This window comes from Mycobacterium sp. NTMscope_Eco_3, assembly GCF_976985685.1.
In genome coordinates this window covers 64,788-90,755 of the sequence record NZ_CDRJYZ010000002.1, presented here as the reverse complement: position 1 = coordinate 90,755, position 25,968 = coordinate 64,788, and the positions used below count along the sequence as shown (strand labels likewise).

The window sequence follows — 25,968 nt, the reverse complement described above, 5'->3', positions numbered from 1 at the left end:
TCCCATCAGCCGCGGTCGGGCGCACCGTCTTTGCGACCCGGCAAAAACGCGTTGAGCACCGGAGCAATCCAGGTGCTTCGGGTCTCGAAACCCAACTCCGCGCCGATACGGTCAAGTACCTGTTCTTGCTCAGGTGTAGCGCTGAAACCAATCTGCACGCTGCCTCCCCCGACATAGCGCACCGCCGACGGATCGGCCGGAAACAAAGGATTCACCGGTGCAGTACTGAACGCCGACTGCTTGATGATGTCGGCCAGCTCATGGTGCTTGCTACTGATGGCTTCCAAAACCACCTGAAGATTCGTCGCCTTCTGCTTGTGCCGATAGGCCTCAAAGCGCTGTTTGACACCCGGACTGACATACACCGCAGTAACAGGCTTGGTGCGCGTACGCGGCCGCCCGGGCCGGCGGGGCCGGCGGGGGGCGGCCACCGCAGTCGCACCGGCATCCACCGCATCGTGTTCGGCATCGGGCTCCCACGCGCGTCGTGGCTGAGGGGCTGCGGCGGGCGCCTCGCCCGCGCTCTGCGAGAGCAGCCCAGACAACCCCGATCCCCGAGCCGCCGGCGCACCGAGGTCAGAAAGGTCCTCTGCCGGAAGATCCTGCTGTCTTAGGTTGCTCACGGCCACACTCCTTCTTCGATCATCTGTTCCCGCTTACGGGCAGCACGGCTGAGTATCTCGGCCGCAAGTTTGGCGAAATCTTCAGCCACCGGCCGAGCGGTACTACTAACGACGGTAGCCCCCCTGGCTGTCCCTCGACGTAACTCCCAATGCTTGGGATTGTTGGGTATCTCCTGCTCGAGCTCGTGGGCAAGGCGGCCGAACTTGATGATGTCGCGAGCGACGGCCTCGGCCTGGCGGACAAAGCTTTTCAACATCAAATCGCTATTGGCGCCCAGATCCTGGGCGACCTGCTCGGTGAGCTCACGCCGAATATTGGTCGCCTTGGTGCCCGAAGCGAACACGAACACGGCAAGCAGGACGAGGAAGGGATTGTGGTCACGTATCGCACGAATGTCGCTGGCCAATTCACGCAACCCCGCTCGCGAGGTGCCATCAGTCTTCATCGGCACGATGACCCAGCGAGCCGCACACAACGCAAGCTGAAGAAGAAGCGGGTTTTCCGGTGGCGAGTCAATGATGATGAGTTGGTACTGGGAAGCCACGCTCTGCAACGCATCGGCCAACGCCAACAGCACCCCGTTATCGCGCGAAGTACCCATCTCGGCAGCCAACGTCGTCGAGATACGCCGGACGAAACTCCCCCCGGGAACCACGTCCAGGTTCGGCCTGACATCCGGTATCGGCGCCAGCCGCACACCTGCGGTCACCGCCGAAAAAAGGTTCCGTCCCTTATCGTCGACGCTCGTGTTCGCAAACCCCAATACCTGAGCGATGTTGCCCTGCCCATTGAGGTCGACGAGCAACACACGAGCACCATCTGAGGCAACCAACGCAGCCAAATGCGCGGCCGTCGTCGTCTTACCCACCCCGCCTTTACCGTTCCCCACGACGTAAACATGCCCGAGACGCGCCCAGTTGATCGTCACCTTCGGCTCGTCCACGGTCAGTATGCTGTCGGTCATGACAGCGCAGCTTGCAGCTGAATTCGCGGCGCACCGGCGCCCGCGGCGACACCTGGCGCCGACCGCCGCAACGTGTGACTGGTCATGGTTCACGAAGTGTAGTGGCAACAACCCGGCGCGCCGATGCGCGACGCGCCCAGCCACAAAGAAGGCTCGCCGCAAGGCCTTGCACCTGCCGGTATGCCGACGTCGCCACAACACGCCCGACGCCGCATGCAGGCGCACATCACGTCACGGCCACCCTGGGGCACTTCGCGTCGAGCGACAGGGCGAGCACCAGTCGCATGGCAGTAGTCCTGCATACAGAAAGAGTGTCGGTTCAGCTCACCCCCGCCTCCGCACCCAGTGCACCACCGCCCCCATTGGCGCTAGGCCTGCCCTTTCAAACGTCCGTAAAGACCCATCACACAGGGCGTATCGGACCTGCGCCGCATACCTAGAAGAAGGTTGTCACCAATACCTAGACGCATACCTAGGGCAATACCATGCCCACCGCCCACGGGCAGATGGCGCAATGACTGTGCACCTACGCGTCTCGCCATACACGCGCGACCGCTGTGGCCGCTGTCGGGCCCAGGATTCCTACCCGCGCCTTGCAGCTTGGTTGCATCCGCTGAGGCCTATGCATAAGGCCACCGCTCGTACGTACATTGCGCTACACATGGGTGCCGAAGCGGTGCCGAAGGTATCCCACAACGCCAGGAAGGCGGCGCCTATGCTTACCTGAGCACGAACTGCCTAGACGATCCAGACCGCAATTGCGGCCACCAGCGTCAGCTCAACCCTGGACGCCGAATACGGGCAATTGTTTAGCACACCCGCGCCGAAGTGGTCGCGCAGGCACTCATTCCCACGGAGGGCGAGGCAGAACACTCAGTGAAGAAACGAACGGTGCTCGTCACCTGAACGCGGGTGCCTCGCCATACTGGGACTGAGATGCGAACGCAGACAGTCGACGCGACGTGGCGCCGCGGCCTGATCCCAGCGGCTGAGCAGACCAGCTCCGGTACTGCGCAGCGGGTGGCGTGCTCTGGCGCGAACGCTGCGCCGGGCCACGAGTGTCGCCACCTGCGGAAGGATACCGAGAAGACAGCCCGACACGATATTGAAAGCAGTACGGAGATGGGCGTCGCAGGACGCCCACCCGAACGCGTCACAGTGACGAAATGACGAGCGCCCGTTTTGCCGTTGGATGTCCGTTGTCGTTCTATCTGAGGCAGGTGCGGGCGTCTGACCTGCGGTGCCTCAGATCAAATGGCGATCCTGTTGCGGGTGGTTTGTCATCTGATCTGAGGTAAATAGGCCGGATCCTGGCCGCCTACGGGGAGGCGTGTTCGTCGGCGGCTCGCTGGCGTGGGGTATGGCCCTCGAGGGGTTCCGACCCGGCCGCTGGGACGTGCTTGGCGCCCCTGGTTTTCCTGGCCGGCGTTGCCGTGAACATGTACGCTCCTCGCGGCCACTAGCTTTCGGCCGCAATCGCCCGTCGCAGCGCGGTCAGTATGACGTCACGGCTGGGCAGATCCAACCGACAGACGTCACCCGTCGGCGGCCGATCGGGACGCATCACATCGGTGCCGTCAATCAGTATCGACGGTGACGGAAAGGGTCCGACCCGCTCAACGATCGCCGTGTTGATCCCGACCACGGCCAAACAGTCGACCAGCATTTCATGGGCCGTTGCCGCGTTCGGACAGCCCGGGCTGCTCAGAATCTCAATCCGCATCCCACGGTCTCCCAACACCCGTCATTAGCATCTCAGGTGGGATGCTCCTATAGATTGTCAAGGGCTGACCGCTGGGTCTTCGGGTGTGGGTGTGAATCGTGTTGGGCGCGTGAGTTCCTGGTAGATCTCGCGGGCGATGGCCCGTTTGAGGCAGCGCATGATGTCCTTCTTTGACAGTCCTTCGGCGGTTCGCCGGCGAGCATAGGCGCGGGTGCGTTCGTCATATTTCAGCCGCACGACAGCGACGGTGTGAAGTGCTTTGTTCGCTGCCCGGTCGCCACCCCGGTTGAGCCGGTGGCGGTTCGTGCGTCCCGAGGATGCCGGGATAGGAGCAACACCGGCGAGATGGGCGAAGGAGGCCTCGGAACGAAGCCGTTCGGGGTTGTCGCCGGCACTGACCAACAGTTGTCCGGCGACCTCGGTGCCGACGCCAGTCTTGGCCAGCAGACCTGGAGCAGCAGTGGTGGTCAGCTCATCCAAGACGATGTCGAGCTCTTTGATCTCGTCATTGAGCGCCAGGTGGCGGCGAGCCAGGGATCGAAGCGTAAGTCTGATCGCTGCCGCTGGCGCCGAGAGGTCTGTTCCGGGGCGCAGACGCGACAGCGCCTGGATCAATGCAACGGTTCCCAACGGTTTCATGTGCTCACGCAAGTCCATCGGGCCGGTGATCAGCAGTCCGCGAATCTGGTTGATGCACTGAGTCTTTGCCTTGACTGCCGATCGCCGAGCCACGCGAAGACAACGGATGGACTCCACGATGCCGTCTCGTGATTTCGGAACGCTGTCGGCTCGCCCGGAGGCTACCGCTTGGGCTGCTGCGTAGGCATCAACGGGATCAGACTTGCCATTGGCGCGCCGGGTCGCACGGTCGGGCCGGTTGACCTCGAGCACCGCCAGGCCCGCTGCCGTCAACACCCGGCCCAGTTGGGCTCCGTAGGTTCCGGTGCCTTCCACTCCCACACCGGCGACCGATCCGATCGAGGAGATCCAGTCCAGGAGGCTGCGGTAGCCGTCCGGATCGGCGGGGAATTCTCGGTCGCCGAGGTGGCGTCCGAGTTGGTCGATGACAGCAACGTGGTGCGTATCGGCGTGGGTGTCGACCCCGACAAAGACAGCGGTCGATGCGGCAGGCATTGGCCTCCTTCAGTGGTACTGATACGGACAGCACCCTGAGCGCGGGCCGATGGGACAAGACAGTGATGGGCCCCGTTGCTACGACAAGCTCCTATAAGGTCACCAAGCACGCCCTCAACGGGTGCATGGGCTCAGTGACGGACCGGCAGATCCCACTCAAAGGCAGCCATCCGGCGCCGGTCAATTTTCGGGCCAGGCCCGCCACCAAGCTCCGAAACAATGATCACTGTCAATTTTCGCGACCCGGTGACAGTTGCAGCCGGAGTTCGACGCGCCCGGTAGCTCGGCGATTTCGGGTACGCCGTGGCAGGCGCACTCCCTTGCGGCGAGTTCAAGCCGCGGCTCGCCGCTGCTGCGGTCGCAAAGTGTGCCGAGACGCGTCTATGCCGGCCATTTCTTGCGCCTGCTCGGCTGCGGTCTGCCCTAGCCGGACCAAATCCGCTCGCTCCTGGACCGAAAGCGGCTGTTCGCCAGCGACATCTGGCCGCTGGCCGTCACCGCTGCGGGCCTGGGACATCAGCCACCGCTCATCGCGCACCCATGTATGCAGCAGGCTCGTGTCCACGTTTAGCTGGCGGGCTACCTCAGCGACTCGCCGCTGCCCGTCGATCACCATGTGCGCGGCCGTGACTCGATACTGCGGGGTGAATGAGCGCCGATGTTGTGGCATACCTACTGGCTTCACGAATCCCACGTCGCGCTATCTGGGATGTCCACCATGTGGGCGGTCTGGGGCGATCCTTGTCGGGTGTGGCGGCCGAAGCGGCGTAGCCGCAGCGAGTTGGTGACCACGCTGACCGAGGAGAGCCCCATCGCCGCTCCCGCGATGATCGGGTTGAGCAGACCGAGTGCGGCTAGGGGGATCGCGGCGGTGTTGTAGCCGAAGGCCCAGCCAAGGTTCTGGTGGATCGTGCGCAGCGTCTGCCGCGAGAGCGCGATCGCCTCCACAACACCGTCGAGCCGGCCGGACATCAGCGTGATGTCGGAGGCCTCGATGGCCACGTCGGTGCCGGTGCCGATCGCAATGCCCAGATCGGCCTGCACCAGCGCGGGGGCGTCGTTGACGCCGTCGCCCACCATCGCGACCACCCGCCCCTGGTCTTGTAGCCGCTCGATCTCGGTGACCTTGTCCTGCGGCAGCACCTCAGCCAGGACGTGATCGATGCCGACCTGTGTGGCGATCGCGGCGGCGGTGCGCGCGTTGTCGCCGGTGATCATGGCGACCTGCAAGCCCATGGCGTGCAGTTGAGCGACCACGTCGGCGGCGTCGTCCTTGACCGTGTCAGCGACGGCGAGCACGCCCACAACGTGGTCGTCGCGGCCGACGAACACCGCGGTGCGGCCCTGCTCTTCGAGTTCGGCGGCCGCCGCCGCAAGGTGCTCAGGCAGCAGCAGCTCGTGGTCGTCGACAAGTGTGCGACGTCCGACCAGCACGGTGCGGCCGTCGATCTGGGCCTGCACCCCGTGGCCGGCGAGGCTGGCGAACGCCGTGGCGGCCGGAATCTGCAACCCCAGCTCGCGCGCGGCCGCGACGATCGCCGCGCCGATGGGGTGCTCGGAGCCCGACTCGACCGCGGCGGCGATCTGCAGCACCAGATTGGGCTGGCGCCGCTTGCCGGCAATCACATCGGTGACCCGCATCTGGGCGCGGGTCAGCGTGCCGGTTTTGTCGAACACCACGGTGTCGATCTTCTTCGACGCTTCCATCACCTCGCCGCCTTTGACCAGGATCCCCAGCTCCGCGCCGCGGCCGGTGCCGACCGTGATCGCCGTGGGAGTGGCCAGGCCCAGCGCACACGGGCACGCGATGATCAGCACCGCCACCGCGGCGGTCATACCGGCGACCGGGTTGGCGGCGATCAGCGTCCACCCGGCAAACGTCACCGCGGCAACCCCGACGACGGCCGGGACGAACACCGCCGAGACCCGGTCAGCCAGTCGCTGTACCGGCGCCTTGCCGCCCTGTGCCTGCTCGACCAGGCGCACAATCTGCGCCAGCGCGGTATCGGCGCCGACGGCGGTGGCGCGCACGGTCAGCAGCCCGTCGATGTTGACCGTCGCACCGGCAACACGGTCGCCCACCGATTTTTCGACCGGGACGGACTCGCCGGTCAGCATTGACTCATCGACGACGGCGCGCCCGTCGGTGATCTCGCCGTCGACCGGGATCTTCTCCCCAGGCCGTACCCGTACCAGGTCTCCGACTTGTACCTGATCAACCGGCACGAGAATTTCTTGCCCGCCGACGAGCAGGCAGGCTTCCTTGGCGCCCATCTCCAAAAGCTTGCCGATCGCCTCCGACGCCTTGCTCGTGGATCTGGCCTCGAAATAGCGACCCAGCACCACGAACGCAATGATCAGCGCCGCCGTCTCGAAGAACAGTGCGCCACCGGCGAACAACTCATACGTGGAGTAGCCGAATGCGGTCAATGTGCCCAGTGTGATCAGCGTGTCCATGTTGGCGCTTCCCGCCCGCGCCTGCTGCACCGCGCCGCGCAGGAACGGCCACCCGGCGACGAATTGCACCGGTACCGTCGCCGCGAACGCCAACCACCCCGCCCACGGATAGGCGCCGAACACCATCGTCGACACCGACGCCAGCAGCGCCAACGGCATGGCCAGCCACAACCGCCGCAACCAGTTCCGCTGCTCACGCCTGTTCAGTTCACCCGAGGACGCCGTGCCGCACGCACCGCCCTGTCCCTGCCCGCAGCCGCCACTACCCTCGGTGTCGCGCGGCGCGTCGCTATCGGGCCGGGCGCCCAGTAATCGGCGGAGTCCACCGATGGCCTTGCGCACCACCCCGGGGGTGCGCGCATCGCCGGAATGCGGGGCACGGGTGGGCACCAACTCTGCAGGGATGTGCTCGGCTACGCCGATCGCCGACAGCACCGCCGCGGTGTCGCAGCGCTGCGGCGAATACTGGATCACCACCGATGCCGTGCGCGGATAGGCCGTCACCGCCTGCACACCGGGCACCGTGGCCAGAGTCTCCTCGATCGCGACGGCCCGGACCGCATCGACATGAAATCCGGTGATGCGCAGCCGCATCCGCCCGGACGCGTCCGATACGACCGTCGCCGTGGCGTCGGCGGCCGGCAGGACCTCAGTCGTCATGGCCGTCGCCCGGGCTCGTCACGATCGCCGGTTCGGTGTCCTCTCCGGCGCGCTCTCGTGCCTCGGCAACCACGTCGGCGACCGTCAATCGGATCTGTTCCGTGTTCGTTTCGGCCGTGCGCTGCGCTTCGCGGGCGGCCCGGATGCCCCACGCGGTCACAGCAACGGTTGCCGTGCGCAACGGAACCTTCGCCACGGCCGTGCGCACTGCCTCATACGCCGCAACCCCCACCACCCCGGTTACCACCGTGGGCGCCGCCTTCATCAAGAACCCATGCCACGCCATACCAAGCACTCCCTTCCCGTCGTTGCACCGCCAAACGGTGACCAGTCGGCCACGGTCGCTGCGGAGCGACACGAACCCATCCTTGACCTTCCAGTACAGTGGAAGGTCAAGGATGGGTTCCATGCAGATCGGCGAACTAGCGAAACTCAGCAATACCAGCGCGAAAACCATTCGCTTCTACGAGAACGCGGGGCTGCTCCCGCCACCGGCACGCACGGCGTCGGGGTACCGCGACTACGGGCCCGAGGTCGTGGATCGGCTGCGGTTCATCCATCGGGGCCAAGCCGCCGGGCTGACCTTGCAGAAGGTGCGCCAAATCCTGGCGATCCACGACCGCGGTGAGGTGCCGTGCGGGCACGTGCAACAGGTCCTGCACACCCGTCTGGACCAAGTCCGCGCGCAGATCGCCGAACTGGTCGCCCTCGAAGGCCACCTGCAGACCCTTCTCGACCACGCGGCGCACGCCGCGCCCACCGAACATGACCAGTCCACGGTGTGCTGGATTCTGGAAAGCGACCTGGATGCCGACGCCACCGTCGGTCCCGGCCACTAGACCATGAACAGCACCGAAATGCGTGAGTGGTCATGGACTGATGCGTGGTTGCCGGCCGCCCTGCTGGGTGTGGCGGGGGTGGGCTGGTGGTGGTCAGTGGTCAGCATGACCGGCGACGCCATGTCTATGGACACCGAGCCAGGAATGCCCATGGAGACCGCGCCAATGATGTCGTTCGCCGGTTTCCTCATCGCGTGGGTGGCCATGATGGCCGCGATGATGCTTCCTGCGGTCCTGCCCGTCGTTCGCGCCTACGCCCGCGCCGCCACCGGCAGCGCCGCTCCAGCGATCGTCTTCGTCGCCGGATACCTGGCCCTGTGGAGCGCCACCGGGATCCCCGCCTTCTGGGCGTGGAGCCACCTCAACGGGCCACTGGCACACGGATCACCGTGGGTCGGCCGCCTGGCCGGCGCCATAGCGCTGGCCGCCGGGATCTATCAGCTCACGCCGCTGAAAGCAGCGTGCCTGCGGCACTGCTACTGGCCATTGTCGGTTTCCCCGCCGTGCGGCAAGTACCACGACAGCCCGGCCCGGGCGCTTCGTGCCGGTGGGCGCTACGGCGTCTTTTGTCTGGGCAGCTGCTGGATGCTGTTCGTAGTCATGATCGCCTTCGGCACCATGCAATTGGCGTGGATGCTGGCGCTCTCGGTGGTGATCTGGCTGGAGCGAGTCGCCTCCTTCGGCGATTGGCTCACGCGCGTCACGGGGGCGGTGCTCGTAATCCTTGGCGTTGTGCTGCTGGTGCACCCCGCGTTGGTCATCAACCTTGTCTAGCGAGGAGTTAAGTCATGACGACGACGACACAACCACGCACCCGCCCCTGCGCTTTAGCGGCGACATTTTGATCTGGCTGTCCGCTGTCGTTTGATCTGAGGCGCTGCTGGCCGTTTGACCTGCGGCGCCTCAGATCCGTGCGCTTGAGCACAGTATTGCGGGGTTGATCGAGGATGCCGGTGCTGCCTGCGTGAGCGGGTCCAGTGCCGAGTGCCCAGTTCTCGAAGAACTGACTGAACCGGCAGTGCGGCATTCGATTTGAACGCCAACGCATTGCCGTGTTCACGTCGGTTCCCGTGGGTTGGCTCTCTGAGTATGGTGTGCGGGGCAGGTGTCTGTCACGGGTACGCGCACGGGTCGACGATCGGGTTGTGGGGCTGCCGCGTCCGGAAGCCGGGGACGCCCCGATGCCCCGGCACGGTCTCCTAAGATCAGCAATCATGGTGGCGCGTTCAATCCTGTTATTCGTCCTGGCTGCGGTCGCCGAAATCGGCGGTGCCTGGCTTGTCTGGCAAGGCGTCCGCGAGCAACGTGGTTGGCTCTGGGCGGGACTCGGCGTCATCGCGCTAGGAATGTACGGGTTCGTCGCCACCCTGCAGCCCGATGCCCATTTCGGCCGGATCTTGGCCGCCTACGGCGGCGTATTCGTCGCCGGCTCGCTGGCGTGGGGCATGGCCCTCGACGGGTTCCGACCCGACCGTTGGGATGTGATCGGCGCCCTGGCCTGCCTGGTAGGCGTTGCCGTGATCATGTACGCCCCTCGCGGCCACTAGCTCAGCATCACGTGGCGGCCGGGCAGGCCCAAACCGACCCATCGGGGGCGGATCGGGACGCATCACCTCGGCCCCGCCGATCAGTATCGACGGTGACGGAGACGGGCCGGCACGCTCAGCGATCGCCGTATCGATCCCGGGTACGGCCAGACAGTCGACCAGCATTTCATGGGCCGTTGCCGCGTTGGATAACCCGGGGGGATCTCAGTGGCGCAACAGGTTTCGGTGACTGTGGGTTTGGGTTATGTAGTGGTGCCAGGTAGCAGTTCGGCGATCAGGGTCTGGACGCGGTTGGCGATGTCGTCGCGGATGGAGCGGACGACCTCAAGGGCTTGGCCGGCGGGGTCGGGCAGTTTCCAGTCCCGGTAGGTGACTCCCGGGAAGTATGGGCAGGTGTCTCCGCAGCCCATGGTGATCACGACGTCGCTGGCTTGCACCGTGTCGGCGGTGAGCACCGCGGGGCTGTTGGCTGTGATGTCGATGCCCAGTTCGGCCATCGCGGCAACGGCCGCCGGGTTGACTTGGTCGGCGGGTTCGGTGCCCGCGGAACGGACCTCGATGCGGCCACCGGACTGGTGGATCAGCAGTGCGGCCGCCATCTGGGAGCGACCGGCGTTGTGCACGCAGACGAACAGGACGCTGGGTTTGTCGGCCATCAGCGGGCACTGCGTGATTGGGACTCGGGTCCGAAGAGGCGGGTACGCAGCGCCAGGGACACGTAGACGAGTCCGACCAGCACCGGTACTTCGATGAGCGGGCCCACGACCCCGGCCAGGGCCTGCCCGGAGGTGGCGCCGTAGGTGGCGATCGCGACGGCAATCGCGAGTTCGAAGTTATTGCCGGCAGCGGTGAACGCCAACGTGGTGGTGCGCTCGTACCCGACGTTGAGGAGGGCGCCGAGCAGGTAGCCGCCGGCCCACATGATCGCGAAGTAGGCCAGCAGCGGCACCGCGATGCGGGCGACATCGAAAGGCCGGGAGGTGATCTGATCACCTTGAAGGGCAAACAGGATGACGATGGTGAACAGCAGTCCATAGAGTGCCCAGGGGCCGATGCGGGGCAGGAATTGCGACTCGTACCAGGTGCGGCCTTTGGCGCGTTCGCCTAGGCGGCGGGACAGGTACCCGGCCAACAGTGGGACGCCGAGGAAGATCAACACCGATTTGGCGATCTGCCACGGGGAGACCTCGATCCCGGTCTGGGACAGGCCCAGCCAGCCCGGCAGCACCGACAGGTAAAACCAGCCCAGCGCGGCGAACATGAGAACCTGAAAGATCGAGTTCAACGCGACCAGCACTGCGGCGGCCTCGCGGTCCCCGCAGGCCAGGTCGTTCCAGATGATGACCATGGCGATGCAGCGGGCCAGCCCGACGATGATCAACCCGGTGCGGTATTCGGGCAGATCGGGAAGTAGCAGCCACGCCAGGGCAAACATCACCGCCGGCCCGATCAGCCAGTTCAACACCAGCGAGGACGCCAGCAGTTTGCGGTCGGCGGTGACCTCGCCGAGCTGGTCGTAGCGGACTTTGGCCAGCACCGGATACATCATCACCAACAGCCCAAGGGCGATGGGCAGCGAGACTCCGTCGACCTCAATGGCACTTAGGCCCGCGCCCAGGCCGGGCACCAGCCGCCCCAGCAGCAGGCCGGCGGCCATCGCTACCCCGATCCATACCGGCAAGAGCCGGTCCAGGGTGGACAGCTTGGCGGCCACTGCGGGTGCAGCAGTCGATATGGCGGTGTCACTCATGAGGTTTCTCTCCCGTGGCGCGAGCGGCGTACCGCTTCACTGGCAGCTGTCAACGTGAGGTGGGTCGGGGCGCGGTGGCGCGGTCGTTCGCTGCGGCTGTCTCAATCAGACGATGCGGCGGGTTTGGTGGCGTGGATGATCGCGCCGTGCATCCCTTCGGCCACCTGGTGGGTGAACGTGACCGTGGCATCGGTGAACCCGGCCGCGGCCAGTCCGTCGAGGTACTCCTGGCGGGACAGCGCTCCGGCGATGCAGCCGACGTAGGAGCCGCGTTCGGCGCGCTCGGCCGAACTGAGGTGGTCTTCGGCGACGACGTCGGAGATCCCGATCCGCCCGCCGGGGACCAGCACCCGGAACATCTCGGCGATCACGGCCGGTTTGTCGGCGGACAGGTTGATCACGCAGTTGGAGATCACCACATCGACGGCGGCATCGGGCAGCGGGATGTCTTCGATGGTGCCCTTGCGGAACTCGACGTTGGTGACACCGGCCTTGGCTCGGAATTCTTCGGCGTTCCGCCTCGCCAAGGCCAGCATCTCGTCGGTCATGTCGACGCCGTAAGCAAACCCGTCCGGGCCGACCCGGCGCGCCGACAACAAAACGTCGATCCCGCCGCCAGAACCCAGGTCAAGCACCCGCTCTCCGGGGTGCAAGTCAGCGACCGCGGTCGGGTTACCGCAACCCAGGCTGGCCGCAACCGCTTCAGCGGGAATCTCGGAGTGCTCGTCGTCGCCGTAGAGACCGGCGCCGAAGATGGTCCCGATATCGGCTGAGTCGCTGGACCCGCAGCAGCTCGCGGCGGTCAGCACATCGCTGTTGGTAGCGCCCCCGCTGATCGCGGTGGCGGCGGCGCCGTAGCTGGCCCGGACCTGATCACGCAGCTCATTGTGTTCGGCGGTCATCGCACCTACTCTTTCCATCGACAGACATCTATGTGAGCAGTGTGCGGGAAACATCGATGACTGTCAATGCGTGTGTCATACTGGGGCCATGCCCGCCGCGATCGCCTCCCCGACCGAACGCGATGACTCGTTGCTGGTCGCTGACGTTGCGGCGTGCTGCAGCCCGATCACCGACGGCGTACTCGACGCGGCCGCCGCCGAGCGGCTGGCCGGCGTGCTCAAGGCGCTGGCCGAACCGACCCGGCTACGGCTTGTGTCAATGATCGCGGGCCATGAGGGCGCCGAGGCGTGTGTATGCGACCTGACCGCTACTGTGGGGCTATCCCAGCCGACGGTGTCGCATCACCTCAAGATCCTGGTCGAGGCCGGCCTGCTCGACCGAACCCAGCGCGGCAAGTGGGCGTACTACCGGCTGGTGCCCGCGGCCCTGGATGCGCTCGGCGGGGTGTTTGTTGTCCGTTGTCGTTGTGGCTGAGGCAGCGCTTGAGGGCCTGACCTGCGATGCCTCGGATTCAGTGACGGCCGCCGCTACCTTGAGTTGTCCTGCCGCCGGGTGTCTCGTGCTGGCCCCGCAAGAGGCGTTATGCGTCCGGCGCGTACGCCGTTGGCGATGACGACGACTTCGGCAAGCTCGTGCACCAGTACGACCGTGGCCAGGCCGAGGGTTCCGAACATCGCCAGCGGCATGAGCACGGTGATGATGCCCAGGGAGAGTCCGACGTTTTGCACCATGATCTGCCGGGAGCGTCGAGCATGTGCTAGTGCGTGGGGCAGGTGCCGCAGGTCTTGGCCCATCAGGGCGACGTCGGCGGTTTCGATCGCGACATCGGTTCCCATGGCGCCCATCGCGATTCCCAGGTCGGCGGCGGCCAGGGCCGGAGCATCGTTGACGCCGTCGCCGACCATCGCGGTGGGCCGGTGAGCGCCCAGTTCTGCGATCAGGTGAGCCTTGTCCTCGGGGCGCAGTTCGGCATAGACGTGCTCGATGCCGGCTTGGGCGGCGAGCGCCGCCGCGGTGGCGTGATTGTCGCCGGTGAGCATCGTCACCTGGTAGCCGCCGGCACGTAGCGCGGTGATGACCTCGGGAGCTTCTGGGCGTAGTTCGTCGCGCACGGCGATGGCACCGAGCAGCCGGTCATCGCGTTCTACGAGCACCGCTGTGGCCCCGGCTTGTTGCATGTGCGCTACGTGATCGGCGAGGTCGGCGGGGTCGATCCAGCCGGGCCGGCCCAGCCGGATGGCTTGCCCGTCGAGGTGGCCGGTCAGCCCAGCTCCGGCAACGGCGTGCACGTCACTCGCGGCGGCCACCGGCGCTTGGGTAGCGGCCAGGACGGCCGCGGCCAGCGGGTGTTCACTGCGGGTTTCCAGCGCGGCCGCGACCGCCAGCACCTCTTCGCGGGTGGCGTCGTTGGTGGTGGCGATGTCGATGACGGTGGGCCGGTTGGCGGTCAAAGTTCCGGTTTTGTCCAGCGCGATCCCACTGATGGTGCCCAGGGCTTCCAGCGCGGCACCGCCCTTGATCAGTACCCCGATCTTCGAGGCGGCACCGACTGCCGCCACGACGGTCACCGGCACGGCGATGGCGAGCGCGCACGGGGACGCGGCGACGAGCACCACCAGAGCGCGTTCGATCCACACCAGCGGGTTACCGAAGATGCTGCCCGTCCCGGCGATCAGCGCCCCGGCGATCATGATGCCCGGCACCAACGGCTGCGCGATCCGATCGGCCAGGCGCTGGCTGGCGCCCTTGCGGGCCTGTTCGGCTTCCACGATCTGCACGATTCGCGCCAACGAGTTGTCCTCAACGGTCGCGGTGACCTCCACCTGCAGCACTCCGGACCCGTTGATCGACCCGGCGAACACCTCATCACCGGGTCCGGCCTCTACCGGCACCGATTCGCCGGTAATCGCCGAGACGTCCAGGGCGGTGCGCCCGGCAACAATGATGCCGTCGGTGGCCAGGCGTTCCCCGGGTTTGACAATCATCTGATCACCGACGCGCAGTTCGGCTGCGGCCACCACGGTTTCGACACCTGCGCGCAAGACCGTGGCCTGATCCGGCACCAGCGCCAGCAGAGCACGCAGGCCGCGGCGGGTACGGGCCACCGCGTATTCCTCCAAACCCTCGCTGATGGAGAACAAAAACGCCAGCATCGCGGCCTCGCCGACCTGACCGAGTCCAACAGCGCCGAGCGCGGCGATCGTCATCAACGTGCCGACACCGACACGGCCCTCGGTCAGTCGCCTAACGGTTGAGGGCACGAACGTCGAAGCGCCCACCGCGAGCGCCACGACTTTCAATCCCAACGCCACCGGCCCGAATGGAGTCAGCCACGCCGTCACCAGTGAGGCTGTCAGCACCACCCCGGAGAACGCGGCCCGCCGCAGCTTGACAACGCCCCACAGCCGCTCCGACTCAGGGTGGCTGTCGTCGTGGTCGCAGCAGCCATCGCTTCGTTGCACTGGTCGTTGTGAAACCCTGTCAGCTTGCTCGCCGGATAGCGTCCGCTCGCTCCAGTCGAGGATTCTCTGCACCACACCGGGGTTGCCTCCCTCGACCGAGTGCGGCGCCCGGGCGGGCACCGACTCGGCAGGGATGTGCTCGGCGGCGGCGATCGCCGACAAAATGGCAGCGGTGTCGCAGCGCTCGGGTGAATACCAGACCACCACGGAAGCCGTGCGCGGATACGCGCGGACCGCATCCACACCAGCCACCGTGGCGACCGAGTCCTCGATCGCGACAGCCCGCACCGCGTCGAACCGAAACCAGTTAGCACGCACCCGTATTCGTCGCGCACCCGCAGACACGACAACCAGCGCGGCCCCGTGATCGGAGGAAACCTCAGCAGTAGGCACAATCGACCTTTCCCCGTGAAAACGGCTAACCCATCACTTGGCAGCAGTCGTCATCGTCAGCCTTGGCGGCGGGCGGCCGAGGGGCATCGTCGCCGATGCGTCCGCGGGCTTCGGCGACCACGTCGGCGACTTTCAGCCGGGCCGACTCCGCTGCTACCTCTGCGCTCCGAGTTCCGCGCAGTCCCCACTCCGTCACGGTCACCGCTGCCCGGTGAACCGGCGCCGTGCCCACCGCCTTGCGCAGCACCTCGTAGGCGCTCACCCCGACCAGCCCGGTGAACACTGTCCCGGCTGCTTTGGCCACGAACCCATGTATAGCCACTGCTTATCCCTTCTGTTCTGCCAACTCACTACGATTGAGCGACCGCGATCTTCAAGGTCACCGGATCGCTGCCACTGATGGTCATCGACCAACGGTGGCCTCGGCTGCGCCCGATGCGGCGTCCTCGCCGACACAGGGCTGGTCGGTATCCACCGCCAAAACAACCTGGACCAGCTCGCCCAGAGCACGGGCGAGGTGAGGGTCGGCCAGCGCGTAGCGAACCTGCCGGCCCTCATAGGTCGCGATGACCAGCCCGCAGCCCCGCAAACACGACAAATGATTGGACACATTCGACCGTGTCAACCCCAGCTGCGCAGCCAACTGGCCCGGGTAGCACACCCCATCGAGCAGTGCCACCAGAATCCGACACCGCGTCGGATCCGCCAGCGCTCGGCCCAGCCGAGCCAGCGCCGATTCCCGCGTCTCACACGTCAGCATGCACCAAACAGTACAGCCGATACTGATATGTCAGCAAGGGCTGAATTGTGCCATGGCTCCACACGCCGCCGTCAGCCCTGACGCCGCCCAGCTGGCCCAGCCGGGCACGGTGATCGCGGGGATTGACCTGGTCGTGGTTTCCACGCGTCGAAGTGGTGTGCGCGGCGGGTGGCGCTGAGTTGTTGATCGTGGATCCACTGTTCGATGGGGCGGGTTTGGTCGCGGTGCTGGGGAAACCGGGCGCTGACGTTGACGTAGACCGCATCGACGGCGCGGGCACGGGCGGGTGTGGCTGGCGCGGTGCCCCAGATCCGGCGATGAGCGCCGGCCAGGATGGCGGCCAAGGCGATCAGGTCCGGGTAGGCGCCGATGTGCGTGTCGGCGTCGGCGCGGGCAGGCGGCAGCGTAAACGGGCTGGTGCTGCGTGCCCAGCAGCGGTGAATCCGCGCGGCATCCCTGACCGCGAAGCGCGCAGCGTCGCCGTGACACCGATCCAGTCGGGCATGGCGCTGCGCTGCGGCGATCACCGCGGGGGCGCAGCGCAGATCGCGTTGATCGTCGAGGGTGGAGGTGCCTGCACCGATCCATCGGCGGTGGCGGCAGCAGACGGTCGCGTAGTCGGGCAACCAGCAGTAGACCGGCTCATAGACACCGCGGCGTGCCATGCACAGGCGGCATGCGGGCCGGGCGTGGCGGCGTTGGCGGGTGGTGTCGCGGTCGGGGGCGGCCAGCCCGATGAGCCGGGCGTGAAGGATGCCCACGGGCTGGCCGCTGGCGGTTGCCAACCAGTCCGGCCGGGGACGGCAGATCGCTGGACCGTCGGCCAGGTAGCGCCGCAGACCTCGGGGTTCTAGGTGGTTGGCGTGCGCGAGCCGATCAAGATAGGACTGCACCGTTTCGCCACGAAACGGTGTGACGGTGCGCGGTAGTGGCGCGGCAGGCCCCTGCGGCCACGCCGGTGGGGTTGATACGTCAGCTGGCATGGCGTTGCGCCGATGTTTGGGCTGCGTAGTCGATGAGCACCGTGTCCATCAGATCCCTGGTGAGGTTCTCGGTTTCGTCGAGCATGCTGCGGATCGCAGCCGAGCGGATCAGGTGCGCCAGGCTGCCGATCATTCCGCCGGTGCGTCGATGCAGGTATTTGGCTTCGGCGACCAGCGTTCCCGCGGTGTGATGGTGCAACCGCAGGGTGCCTTCCATCGCGGCCACCAGCGACTTCCATTCCCCGGCGTACGGGAACGGGCTGGTGTTGATCACACCGCAGCGCCCGGCGAGCTGGCGTCCGCGGGTGCCGGTGAACACACCGGAGCGCTCGACGTCGATGCCGGCGTAGACGAACGTGGCGGGCAGGTGTTCGGTGAAGTACTTCAGGTGATCGGACAGTTCCTCGCCGGCCCGGGTATCGAGGTTGAGGTTGTGGATCTCGTCGACGATCACGATGTCGGTTCGGGCGTCGATGAGGACCTGGCAGACAGCGTCGGCGATATCGGTGACATTCATCCGCGGTTGCATCGGCGGAAGGCCCAGGAATCGCGCGAACTCCATCGCGAGTTTGCGCGCCGAGCCTTTCGGGGGCGCGGTCACGTATACGATCGGGATCCGGGACTTGTCGGCGAATCGTGTCCTGATACGCAGTTCGTGGAATCGGCCGAGTTGTTTGACCGCGGTGGTCTTGCCGGTCGCGGCCGCCCCGGAAATGATCAGCCCGCGCCGGGCGCCGATCTCGCGTTGGTTGAGCAGGGTCAGCAGCCGGCCTTCGTTGGTGATGCGCTGGATCGCCGACGTGGTGACCACGACCAGTTCACTGTGATGCGCTACCCGGGCTTCGTTGTAGTTGGTCCGTTCGGTCTCCGACAGGGTGCTCCACTGCTCATCGGGTAACAGGGTGAACTCGGGTGGATCGGCATCGACGAAACGGCGCCAACCCTCGAGCGTGGTGGTGGGTTGGCGCCGGTCCTCGAGTTGGCTCACCGGGGCAAAAGTGTTCACAGCCGCCACGATTCAGCCTCCTTGCGTGCATCGAACACCGGTAGTGGAATGACTTGGGCGATCTCGATGTCGTCGGCGTCCTCGTCACCGCCTGGCGGCGGCTCCTCATCGCAGGGTTCTGCGGTATCCGGCGGGCGGGGCCAGGCCGGTGTCGCGGTGGCTCGCGTTCGACCCGCCACCCTGCGATCCTTGGATTCCTGTCGGGTGGGGGCGGGGCCTTGCGCGGCCCGGTCGAGCAGGTCATCGGCCGCGCGGGCGATCTCGGCTTCGGTGGCCTGATCGCATCCGCGCTGGGCCAGCACGGACCGCGCATGCTGCCATACCAATTCGCCGAACGGTACCGGGTGGCTGCGCAAATGCGTCCAGGTCGCGGCCAGCCAGCCCTCGTCGTGATGGTTGCGCACCCAGATCCGCGACACGTCGTAGGGGTCGTAGTGCACCTCCCACTGGCCCTTCTTGGATTCCACCCCCGAGTGCTGGCGGCGGTAGGGGTTGAGTGCCTTAGCGTCGTAGCTGCGGTTGTTGACCCGGATCCCGTAGGAATTGATGCGCCGCCAGCACGACGGCAGTAACTCGATGTAGTCCTCGGCCGACAGCGGCACCGGAACATACCCGGCGACCTCGACCAAGGCGGCGTACTTTTCGTTGGGCGTCAACGCCTTGCCCGGGGTGACGGGGTCACGCAGGCCGTCGTGGGGCCGGTTTTGCCATACCGCGACGATCCACTCATCCAGCAGGGCTTGCAGCTCCACGATCGACCACACTGCGTCCTGTTCGGCGTTCTTGCCGCGCCGCTCGACGCTGGAGCCGACATACCCGGCGACATGCTGGGCGAACAAGGTGGCCACCGACTGCAGGGTCCGCTCGATCTTGGGTTTGTCGGTCGGCGTATCCGGGTGGGCGGGCTGCAGATTGATCCCCAACGTGCAACACGCCTGCCGGAAGGTTTGCGACAGATACGCCTTCCCGTGGTCGCACACTACGGTCTCCGGGGCGATCACCGGCCGGGCGGCCGCATCGGCCAACCGTTGATCCACGCCGGTCAAACAGCGATACGGCAGCACCGACCGCGACATCCGCAGCGCATCGGACCACTCCGGCCGCATCGGTTCTGGCGTCAACGCTCGGGCCAGCAGCAGCGCCGCGTCGACCGCTTTGGTCGTGGGCCGCAACACCGCGGCCGGAATCGAGCAGGTCGCGTCGTCAACCATGCCGGTCAGCTCGACCCGGTCCACCGTGCCGTCATCGAGGACCACCCGCACATCCAGGGGGGTCGAATCGATCTCGACCACCTCGCCGGGGCGCGCCACCGTCAGCGCACCGAACGGGCCGTCGGGCTGTTTGGACAACGAACGCCGGGTGCGCGCGGACCCGAACGTGTGCCGGCCCTCCGACAGCCTCTTCACCAGACGATAGAACGTCCGCTGAGACGGCATCGCCGGTGCGTCCTGGGCACCGTATTGAGCCACCAGCGATTTGGTCACCCGTCGCTGCAGGCGGCTCACCGTCCCGGTCGACACGTCGGTCTCGTCATCGATGGCCTGCCGCACTGCGGCCACCAGCCGCTCGTCGACGCGGCCGAACATCGCCCGCCGGGGAATGTGCCGGCGATCCACAACCCCCAGCAGGCCGTCTCGTTCGTAGGCATAGCGTTGCCGCTGCAACGTGTACAAGCTGATCTCGTGGCCAGCCGAGCGCAGCTCGGCGAGCTTGGCCAATTCGCGCTGCCGCAACGAACGCGACGCCGGATCGAACTCCGGCCGCGGCCGGCTACCCGCCTCGGAATCAACCCGTCGACCCGTCAACACCTCGATCAAGTGCCGTTCCCACCAGCGGGCCCGCTCGGCGGCAGCCTCGGGCACCCCGGCCAACGCTTCTTCGGAACACAAAGCCGGTCGCGATCCTGACACCAACTCCAACGCCGGGTCGCCCAGCAGCCGAGACAGCGGTACCACCGACTGCCCGCCGACCGCATCGGTCAGCCTGGCTGAACTGCCCGAAAGTGTGACAACCGTGAATACGCCGTCGGATAACCGGATTTCATCGCCCTCGCGGATGACACCCGACCGCATACCCGTCATCGTGACAACGCGGGCCCGACGATCGACTCCTCGGTCAAGACAGCCGCGGAAAGATCCACGCCCAGTCGCCGGTGCCACAACAGGTGAAACAGCACCGGCAACACCATGATCGCTTCACCGACCGGTCTCACCCCGGTCATCAGCGGCCGCGCCGAGTCGAACACCGCCTCCAACGCTGCGGCGACCGCCGGGCGGTACACCCGTGGATGCCGATACCCAGACAACCAGCGCAAATTCGCCGTCACGACCGGATCCGCAACGCCCGCTCGCCGATAGGCCCATCCCAGGGAACGGCACGCCTGCTCGGACCGGTCGAACAACTCAGCATCAGCATCCGATATTCGGTCATCGGCCCGCACGTCAAGAACCGTCGCCGTTCCGTCGGACAACCGCACGAAGTAATCAGGCACGTGGTGCCTGCCGTCACCCCAATGGAGCCGGAACGGCTGCGACGCAACACCAACCACCGCGGGATCGGCGTCCAGCGCGATCAAATGGTCACGCTCCGACCACGACTCGTACCCAACGTGCTCACGAGTCGTCGAAAACCACCACAGGCCTGGATAATTGCCCTGCCCGCGAAACGCTGGGAAACCACGCACGGGTGAGCAGTCCAACTCAAAGGCCACTGCGGCACACTCCGCCAGCGGCAAGCGCGAAGAACCCCCGGAGGAGTTGAATTCCACCTCAACGCCACCGTTGACCTGCGGCCATAGCGCCGCCGGCGCCACACTCACCTAAACAACGCTACCGGCGGTACCTCGGATAGATTGGCAAAGACACGCCGATACCGCAGATACGGTGGCAATACATCACATCGGATGTCAACGGACATTGGACGCAGGAACGAGGCGCTAATCGGCCACGGGACGCCAACAACGATCGCCAATGGGGGAGGGGCCCTGCATTCTTGTCAGCGCGGCACAACGTGGCTTAGGTGTTCAAAGCGCCTGCATGGCCGGGGGTGATGTGCTGAGAGATTGTGTCGCTATAGCTCTCAAGAACGTTTTCCAACATCCCGATTGTGGCCTGTGCCTGCTTGACCACCTCGACGTACCCGGCAGCGCCCTGGCGGAATTCATCGGCCGCACCGCGGTAACCATCCGCTGCCATCCGATAACCGTCGGCCCCGCGAAGCATGTTCTCATTAGCGGCCATCACAGCAGCCAGCGTGGACTGACTTTGCCTCAACGCATCCCGCAAAGTCGCTTGCCCAGCAAGCAGAAGTCGCTCGCCCTCTTCGGCTGCCATCGCCCGGGCACGTAGGTCGGCGTTTTCGGCTCGCAGGGCCGCAATTTCGCCGTGCTCTGGTCTTGCGGCCGGCGCTCGCCCCTGCGTCTGGAGTAGAGGTTGGTCTGTGTAGACGAACCACTGGCGGCGCTTATGAGCGAGCGAGGCGCCGCCCTCAAGCTCGCCCGACTCAATCATCCGCCGCACGGTGCGAACATCGCGGCCCAGCATCCGGGCCGCTTGCGGGACGCCGGTGATGGGCCTGCCGCGCTGCGGATGACCTCCCATCACCATGAAGCGAGTCCTTCCAGCGACGCACCTGCAACGGCCTTAGTGTACTCCCGTGCACGTCGCCACACATTGCCGTTAATCTGCTGGAATGCCCTTATCAAGTACATGCCGATAGCCCGACACTCGTTGCGCGGAATACCGCGCAACGGCGCATGAGGGCATACAATGGCACTAATGCACTTAATAGATGCAAAAGAGCACGTCACAGCCTCAGGAGGGCGGGTCAGGTGGCAGAGCAGGCAAGCGCAAGCGATTTGACGCCACGGCGCAAGAGCCGCAGGGGCTCAGAAAACCGCAGGATGTCTGCCCAATTCACAATGCGAATGACTGCACAGGCGCGAGCCAAGCTGGACGAGGCGGCCCGCAGCCAGGGCTTCAAGGACGCCAAAGCGTTGGTGATGTTCCGGTTGCGCGAAGACCTCGGCACTCGAGAACTCGTTTCCTGACATCCGGTGTGACAGGCTAGGGCAGAGCCTCGAGATCCCGGGCCGCCGGCCGAGTCAGCTCGGGCATCAGCCGGGCGGACCAGCGATGATGCTCGGGGTGATCGGACCCGGCGCGTTTCCCCCGGTAGCTGTCCCGTTGACGAATGTGAATTGTTGCCCGCACGGATCGGGCATGTAGTACTTAACCGTCGGGTTAGCCGCCGACAGGGTCGCGATCTGCGCCGGGGTAATGGGCTGCCACGGCCCAATCTTGGGCGGGATGGAGATCCCTCCGATGCCGCCGGTGCTGACGCCGCCCAACCCTCCCGTGCTCGCGTCTGGCGGCGTCTTGACCCAGATGTCCCCGTTGAGCTTCACGTTCTGGAACTCCTGCGCCTCATAGGTGTAGGCCACCCAGCGCTGCATCTGACCACCCGGACCCACCTGGGTGTAGGACGTCAGGTCCTCACCAGCGATGCGGAACTTGTACTGCTGCTCATAGGCGGCGAACGGCGCATCATTGTCGCCGATCCAGGTCCTACCAGGTGTGTAAAAGCCGGTCGGGCCGCCCTCGGGACCGTCCACCCAGGGCACGTGCTGCTTGGCCGGCGGAGGCGGCGTCGAACCCGTGTACGGCGGTGGCACATAGTCGGTCCAGTATCCGAAACGAGGATCGCCCACGAACGGGTTACGCGGGTCCGTTGCCACCGGCGGCAACCCCGGCGGGGCCGGCTCGGCCGGCAACGGGTCCCCCGGCTTCCAGCCCGCGGCGCGAATCGTCGGGTCAGCGGGGGAGTCCTTGGCGCCATCGGACAGCGTTTGGTATCCCGCCGCGGTCTGCCGCAAGGTCGCCGATACTGCCTGGTTTTGGGTCTTCGTCGTTTGCAGCTGGCCCTGCATCGCGGTGAGGTGCTGGTCCATCGCGGCCATCACCAGGCGGGCACCGGCCGGTGACTGGGCCATCGGACCGGCGGCCGCGGCCACAGCGCGGGCCTGGTCGCGAATCACCCCGGACCCGAGTCGGCCCTGCGCGCCGATCGTGCCGCCCTGCTCGGCCGCCTGCTGCACCTCCTGGTCGAGGCCCGCAGCGCTGGTCCGCGCCTGCTGATAGGAGCCGGCGGCCCGCGTCACACCGGTTCGCAACCCGCCAACACCGGCCGGTGACGCAGGAGCCGAGCCACCACCCGAGGCCGGAAACGGGCCGCCCTGCCCACCAGCGGGATACAGGTTATGCGCGCGCGTCAGGATACGGTCGACCCCCGCCAGAAATGCCGCGATACTCACCCACCAAAGTTAGCCTGACTTAATGGGCCAATGCCACAGCTACGCCTTCCCAACTTCGAAATATCCCGTGACAGCATCAAATCGGCGATTCTCAGCAACCTCTAGTCGCGGCCGCCCGAATTCGCCACGCGTCTAAGAAAGCCAAGCAGCGCGAGACGACCATCAGATGCGGTCGTGCGTGGCGGTCGGGCCGCGGCGCCTTCGTGTGCGACTACGTGGCGGCATCAGCCGTGCCTCAGCGCGCGACGCTCATTGTGCAACGATATGTGGGTGGCCTCCGACGGAGAGTTAGAGGCGGCAGAGCGGGCCGCCAATGTCGAGGTTGGAGACTCGACGCGGATCACAGTTCACACCATGGGTGTGCATTACCGGTGGCAGCTGCCCGACATCCTGCGCCAACAACTGCGGCTAGCACACGATCTGCGTGAGGACCTCGTCAGCCTGCAGCTCGCCTACGACGAAGACATAAAGGAGATTTGGTCGTCGTATCCCTCAGTAGCCGCCGCTGAAGTGCAGGTGGCCGCCGCCGAGGAACGCGTTGAATCTGCCGCGGCGGCACTGAAAGCAGCTCGGATCGCCGCGCGAGACAAGCTTGTTGATTCGCCCCTCGCGCAGCAGTTGTGTGATGCTAGAGCCGCGCTCAGGTCTGCGCGCCAGCTCCGACGCGACGCCATCGCTGAAGTCAAAGACGCTGCCGCACAACGGCGTCGGGACCGAGGGGCGCAGCTTGCCGCCGACCAGAAAAGTCTCTATCGCCGCTACTGTCAGTCACCGACGGGCGACCAGTTGTTTTGGGCGACATTCAATTACATCGTGGACCAACATAAAGTCGCGGTGCGACGCATCCAACAGCAGCGCGCACAACACAAGCCCGCGACGCTACGCCACCACCGCTTCGACGGCACCGGCACCATCGCGGTGCAATTACAGCGGACCGCCGGCCGACCGCCTCGCACTCCGCTGGTGGTTGCCGATCCCGCCGGCCGCTACCACAACGTCCTGCACATGCCATGGATCAGACCGCAACAGTGGGCAGAAATGACGCGCGCCGAGAAGCGGCGCGCCGGACGAGTCACCGTCCGACTGCGCTGCGGATCCATTGGCCGCCAACCACAATGGATCGATGTGCCCGTTCAGGCTCATCGATGGCTTCCTGCCGAAGCCGACATCGTCGGCGCGCAACTGACAGTCACTCGAGTCGGGGCCGACCTACGGGCACGGTTATCTATCACCGCGCGCATACCCCATGCGGTTGCCACCGAACGGAGCGAGCGTCCCGTCGTGGCAATACATTTGGGTTGGCAAGCCAGCGAGGGCGGCACCGTGGTCGCCCATTGGCGTGCCACCGAACCGATAACGATTCCGCGCCGACTTGCACACGTCATTGTGCCCGTCACCGAGGGCGTCTCGGGTCGCATCATCGCGCCGGCGGTGATCGCAGCCAGACTGCAGCGCCACAGCCATACGGCATCGACGCGAGACCTGGCCCTAGACAGCATCCGCAGCAAGCTCACCGACTGGCTTGATGAGCATGGGCCCATACCCCATCCCGGCCGCCCGGATGAACAGCTCACCGCCGCCGCGGTGGCACAGTGGCGCTCACCGGCGCGATTCGCCGCGCTCGCCCTGCACTGGCGTGACAGCGGAACCGAGATGGCCACCCAGTTAGAAGCCTGGCGGCGCAGCGATCGACTGCGGTGGCAACAGCAGGGCCACGGGCGCTCGCGAGCCCGCGGCTACCGCGATGATCTATGGCGCCAAGTCGCCCACACCCTCGTCAGCCAGTGTGGACGAGTCGTCGTCGACGACACGAACGTCGCCGACGTGACCAGAGGGGCATTGGAGCGCAGCGCATTACCTACCGACCGGCAGCGTGAGATCGACCGTCGTCGCGAGCACGCCGCCCCCGGCCTGTTGCGCCAGGCCATCATCGCCGCTGCGACGCGCGACGCGGTCCCCATCACGGTGGTGCCCGCCGCCGGGCTAAGCCGTATTCACGCCGGCTGCGGACACGAGAACCCCGCCGAGACGCAAAAACGCAACGGTGTTCTCACCTGCCGCGCCTGCGGGCGCACCTATGACCCGGATTTGTCTGCGACGGTATTAATGCTCGAGCGGGCACGCTAACATCAGTCATGCCCAGCGATCCGGGCCAAAAGGATCGATTCCTTCTCCGGTTGGCAGACACTCACCAACGAATTCGATTCGACTGGATCGCCCGTTGGCGAAGTCGCTTGACACCCACACGCTATCCGCGCATGAAACACGTTGTAACCGTGCACTGTATCGCATTGCAGATGCGCGCACTCATCGTGGCCGCGCGGACAGCGCCTACCGGCACGACCACACCGACACGCTCTCTTCAGATCAGCTCGGGAACCGCCCGACTGAAACCAACGACAACAGCGCGCGGAGCCTTCGGGCCGGATTGTCTGGGAACGCGCGTCTGTCC

At 66.0% G+C, this 25,968-nt stretch carries 23 protein-coding genes and 2 pseudogenes; 7 read left to right on the top strand and 18 right to left on the bottom strand.

The annotated features are described in order from the left end of the window. Positions 1 to 5: 5 nt before the first annotated feature. Together AC0KTM_RS28850 and AC0KTM_RS28845 are read right to left on the bottom strand one after the other, a co-directional pair. Positions 6 to 623, bottom strand: coding sequence for a hypothetical protein (locus tag AC0KTM_RS28850; RefSeq protein WP_047323911.1), 618 nt, complete (start codon positions 621 to 623; stop codon positions 6 to 8). Beyond that, positions 620 to 1,588: a ParA family protein gene (locus tag AC0KTM_RS28845; RefSeq protein WP_047323885.1), complete on the bottom strand. Its 969-nt coding sequence runs from the start codon at positions 1,586 to 1,588 to the stop codon at positions 620 to 622. Before AC0KTM_RS28845 ends, AC0KTM_RS28850 begins: the two co-directional genes overlap by 4 nt. Before the next feature lie 1,301 nt (positions 1,589 to 2,889). Here AC0KTM_RS28845 and AC0KTM_RS28840 point away from each other — a divergent pair. Then, positions 2,890 to 3,051, top strand: a pseudogene (locus AC0KTM_RS28840) (YnfA family protein); the annotation flags it as partial. Here AC0KTM_RS28840 and AC0KTM_RS28835 read toward each other — a convergent pair. From AC0KTM_RS28835 to AC0KTM_RS28815, 5 genes are all read right to left on the bottom strand, one after another. Beyond that, positions 3,048 to 3,311 (bottom strand): hypothetical protein, encoded by a 264-nt coding sequence (locus AC0KTM_RS28835; protein WP_007172605.1) that lies wholly within the window; start codon positions 3,309 to 3,311, stop codon positions 3,048 to 3,050. The pseudogene AC0KTM_RS28840 and the gene AC0KTM_RS28835 overlap by 4 nt on opposite strands. Before the next feature lie 57 nt (positions 3,312 to 3,368). Further along, entirely contained in the window at positions 3,369 to 4,445 is a 1,077-nt protein-coding gene (locus AC0KTM_RS28830; RefSeq protein WP_238955752.1) for an IS110 family RNA-guided transposase, read from the bottom strand. Between the two features lie 331 nt (positions 4,446 to 4,776). Then, the gene (locus AC0KTM_RS28825; protein ID WP_033718757.1) at positions 4,777 to 5,115 is read right to left on the bottom strand and encodes a transposase; all 339 of its coding nucleotides are present in this window, start codon (positions 5,113 to 5,115) and stop codon (positions 4,777 to 4,779) included. Between the two features lie 11 nt (positions 5,116 to 5,126). Then, entirely contained in the window at positions 5,127 to 7,496 is a 2,370-nt protein-coding gene (locus AC0KTM_RS28820; RefSeq protein WP_089150873.1) for a copper-translocating P-type ATPase, read from the bottom strand. Between the two features lie 55 nt (positions 7,497 to 7,551). Next, entirely contained in the window at positions 7,552 to 7,848 is a 297-nt protein-coding gene (locus AC0KTM_RS28815) for a DUF1490 family protein (protein ID WP_033718771.1), read from the bottom strand. 121 nt (positions 7,849 to 7,969) lie between these two features. On the opposite strand from AC0KTM_RS28815, the gene AC0KTM_RS28810 reads away from it, so the two are divergent. From AC0KTM_RS28810 to AC0KTM_RS28800, 3 genes are all read left to right on the top strand, one after another. After that, positions 7,970 to 8,401 carry a heavy metal-responsive transcriptional regulator gene (locus tag AC0KTM_RS28810; protein WP_007170246.1) on the top strand — a complete coding sequence of 144 codons (432 nt, stop codon included), beginning with the start codon at positions 7,970 to 7,972 and terminating at the stop codon, positions 8,399 to 8,401. Positions 8,402 to 8,404: 3 nt separating this feature from the next. Continuing rightward, on the top strand, positions 8,405 to 9,175 hold the full coding sequence (locus AC0KTM_RS28805; protein ID WP_007170247.1) for a DUF2182 domain-containing protein: 771 nt from the start codon (positions 8,405 to 8,407) through the stop codon (positions 9,173 to 9,175). A gap of 440 nt (positions 9,176 to 9,615) precedes the next feature. Then, positions 9,616 to 9,948, top strand: coding sequence for a YnfA family protein (locus tag AC0KTM_RS28800; RefSeq protein WP_007170248.1), 333 nt, complete (start codon positions 9,616 to 9,618; stop codon positions 9,946 to 9,948). 242 nt (positions 9,949 to 10,190) lie between these two features. Here the strand turns inward: AC0KTM_RS28800 and arsB are convergent. After that, a pseudogene (gene arsB / locus AC0KTM_RS28795) lies at positions 10,191 to 11,698 on the bottom strand (ACR3 family arsenite efflux transporter). 101 nt (positions 11,699 to 11,799) lie between these two features. Then, positions 11,800 to 12,600: an arsenite methyltransferase gene (arsM, locus tag AC0KTM_RS28790; protein ID WP_007170251.1), complete on the bottom strand. Its 801-nt coding sequence runs from the start codon at positions 12,598 to 12,600 to the stop codon at positions 11,800 to 11,802. Positions 12,601 to 12,688: 88 nt separating this feature from the next. Here arsM and AC0KTM_RS28785 point away from each other — a divergent pair, with 88 nt between their 5' ends. Continuing rightward, positions 12,689 to 13,075, top strand: a complete 387-nt coding sequence (locus AC0KTM_RS28785; protein WP_007170252.1) for an ArsR/SmtB family transcription factor — start codon at positions 12,689 to 12,691, stop codon at positions 13,073 to 13,075. Between the two features lie 53 nt (positions 13,076 to 13,128). Here the strand turns inward: AC0KTM_RS28785 and AC0KTM_RS28780 are convergent, their stop codons facing one another. From AC0KTM_RS28780 to AC0KTM_RS28745, 8 genes are all read right to left on the bottom strand, one after another. Next, complete coding sequence (locus AC0KTM_RS28780) at positions 13,129 to 15,417, bottom strand: heavy metal translocating P-type ATPase (protein WP_033718775.1); 2,289 nt, start codon at positions 15,415 to 15,417, stop codon at positions 13,129 to 13,131. A 64-nt stretch (positions 15,418 to 15,481) separates the two neighbouring features. Beyond that, entirely contained in the window at positions 15,482 to 15,778 is a 297-nt protein-coding gene (locus tag AC0KTM_RS28775; protein WP_033718759.1) for a DUF1490 family protein, read from the bottom strand. 81 nt (positions 15,779 to 15,859) lie between these two features. Next, entirely contained in the window at positions 15,860 to 16,216 is a 357-nt protein-coding gene (cmtR, locus tag AC0KTM_RS28770) for a Cd(II)/Pb(II)-sensing metalloregulatory transcriptional regulator CmtR (protein WP_007170255.1), read from the bottom strand. Between the two features lie 71 nt (positions 16,217 to 16,287). Beyond that, positions 16,288 to 17,109: a hypothetical protein gene (locus AC0KTM_RS28765; protein ID WP_065018912.1), complete on the bottom strand. Its 822-nt coding sequence runs from the start codon at positions 17,107 to 17,109 to the stop codon at positions 16,288 to 16,290. A gap of 79 nt (positions 17,110 to 17,188) precedes the next feature. Beyond that, a complete protein-coding gene (locus tag AC0KTM_RS28760) occupies positions 17,189 to 18,214 on the bottom strand; it encodes a TniB family NTP-binding protein (protein ID WP_007172501.1) in 1,026 nt (341 codons plus the stop codon). Continuing rightward, positions 18,202 to 20,277, bottom strand: coding sequence for a Mu transposase C-terminal domain-containing protein (locus tag AC0KTM_RS28755; RefSeq protein WP_224860251.1), 2,076 nt, complete (start codon positions 20,275 to 20,277; stop codon positions 18,202 to 18,204). Before AC0KTM_RS28755 ends, AC0KTM_RS28760 begins: the two co-directional genes overlap by 13 nt. 5 nt (positions 20,278 to 20,282) lie before the next feature. Continuing rightward, on the bottom strand, positions 20,283 to 21,023 hold the full coding sequence (locus AC0KTM_RS28750) for a TnsA-like heteromeric transposase endonuclease subunit (RefSeq protein WP_099459185.1): 741 nt from the start codon (positions 21,021 to 21,023) through the stop codon (positions 20,283 to 20,285). Positions 21,024 to 21,219: 196 nt separating this feature from the next. Next, entirely contained in the window at positions 21,220 to 21,810 is a 591-nt protein-coding gene (locus AC0KTM_RS28745) for a helix-turn-helix domain-containing protein (protein WP_047323886.1), read from the bottom strand. Between the two features lie 320 nt (positions 21,811 to 22,130). On the opposite strand from AC0KTM_RS28745, the gene AC0KTM_RS28740 reads away from it, so the two are divergent. Beyond that, on the top strand, positions 22,131 to 22,253 hold the full coding sequence (locus AC0KTM_RS28740; RefSeq protein WP_257790680.1) for a hypothetical protein: 123 nt from the start codon (positions 22,131 to 22,133) through the stop codon (positions 22,251 to 22,253). A gap of 66 nt (positions 22,254 to 22,319) precedes the next feature. On the opposite strand, the gene AC0KTM_RS28735 is transcribed toward AC0KTM_RS28740, so the two are convergent. After that, on the bottom strand, positions 22,320 to 23,516 hold the full coding sequence (locus tag AC0KTM_RS28735; protein WP_192579515.1) for a hypothetical protein: 1,197 nt from the start codon (positions 23,514 to 23,516) through the stop codon (positions 22,320 to 22,322). Between the two features lie 516 nt (positions 23,517 to 24,032). Here AC0KTM_RS28735 and AC0KTM_RS28730 point away from each other — a divergent pair. Next, entirely contained in the window at positions 24,033 to 25,643 is a 1,611-nt protein-coding gene (locus tag AC0KTM_RS28730; protein ID WP_145958897.1) for a transposase, read from the top strand. Positions 25,644 to 25,968 lie beyond the last annotated feature (325 nt).

Bases quoted from the DNA above. Each gene is read 5' to 3' on its own strand.
- AC0KTM_RS28845 (WP_047323885.1), bottom strand. From the start codon at position 1,588: ATGACCGACAGCATACTGACCGTGGACGAGCCGAAGGTGACGATCAAC.
- AC0KTM_RS28835 (WP_007172605.1), bottom strand. From the start codon at position 3,311: ATGCGGATTGAGATTCTGAGCAGCCCGGGCTGTCCGAACGCGGCAACG.
- AC0KTM_RS28830 (WP_238955752.1), bottom strand. From the start codon at position 4,445: ATGCCTGCCGCATCGACCGCTGTCTTTGTCGGGGTCGACACCCACGCC.
- AC0KTM_RS28825 (WP_033718757.1), bottom strand. From the start codon at position 5,115: ATGCCACAACATCGGCGCTCATTCACCCCGCAGTATCGAGTCACGGCC.
- AC0KTM_RS28820 (WP_089150873.1), bottom strand. From the start codon at position 7,496: ATGCGGCTGCGCATCACCGGATTTCATGTCGATGCGGTCCGGGCCGTC.
- AC0KTM_RS28815 (WP_033718771.1), bottom strand. From the start codon at position 7,848: ATGGCGTGGCATGGGTTCTTGATGAAGGCGGCGCCCACGGTGGTAACC.
- AC0KTM_RS28810 (WP_007170246.1), top strand. From the start codon at position 7,970: ATGCAGATCGGCGAACTAGCGAAACTCAGCAATACCAGCGCGAAAACC.
- AC0KTM_RS28805 (WP_007170247.1), top strand. From the start codon at position 8,405: ATGAACAGCACCGAAATGCGTGAGTGGTCATGGACTGATGCGTGGTTG.
- AC0KTM_RS28800 (WP_007170248.1), top strand. From the start codon at position 9,616: ATGGTGGCGCGTTCAATCCTGTTATTCGTCCTGGCTGCGGTCGCCGAA.
- arsM (WP_007170251.1), bottom strand. From the start codon at position 12,600: ATGACCGCCGAACACAATGAGCTGCGTGATCAGGTCCGGGCCAGCTAC.
- AC0KTM_RS28785 (WP_007170252.1), top strand. From the start codon at position 12,689: ATGCCCGCCGCGATCGCCTCCCCGACCGAACGCGATGACTCGTTGCTG.
- cmtR (WP_007170255.1), bottom strand. From the start codon at position 16,216: ATGCTGACGTGTGAGACGCGGGAATCGGCGCTGGCTCGGCTGGGCCGA.
- AC0KTM_RS28755 (WP_224860251.1), bottom strand. From the start codon at position 20,277: ATGCGGTCGGGTGTCATCCGCGAGGGCGATGAAATCCGGTTATCCGAC.
- AC0KTM_RS28745 (WP_047323886.1), bottom strand. From the start codon at position 21,810: ATGGTGATGGGAGGTCATCCGCAGCGCGGCAGGCCCATCACCGGCGTC.
- AC0KTM_RS28740 (WP_257790680.1), top strand. From the start codon at position 22,131: ATGACTGCACAGGCGCGAGCCAAGCTGGACGAGGCGGCCCGCAGCCAG.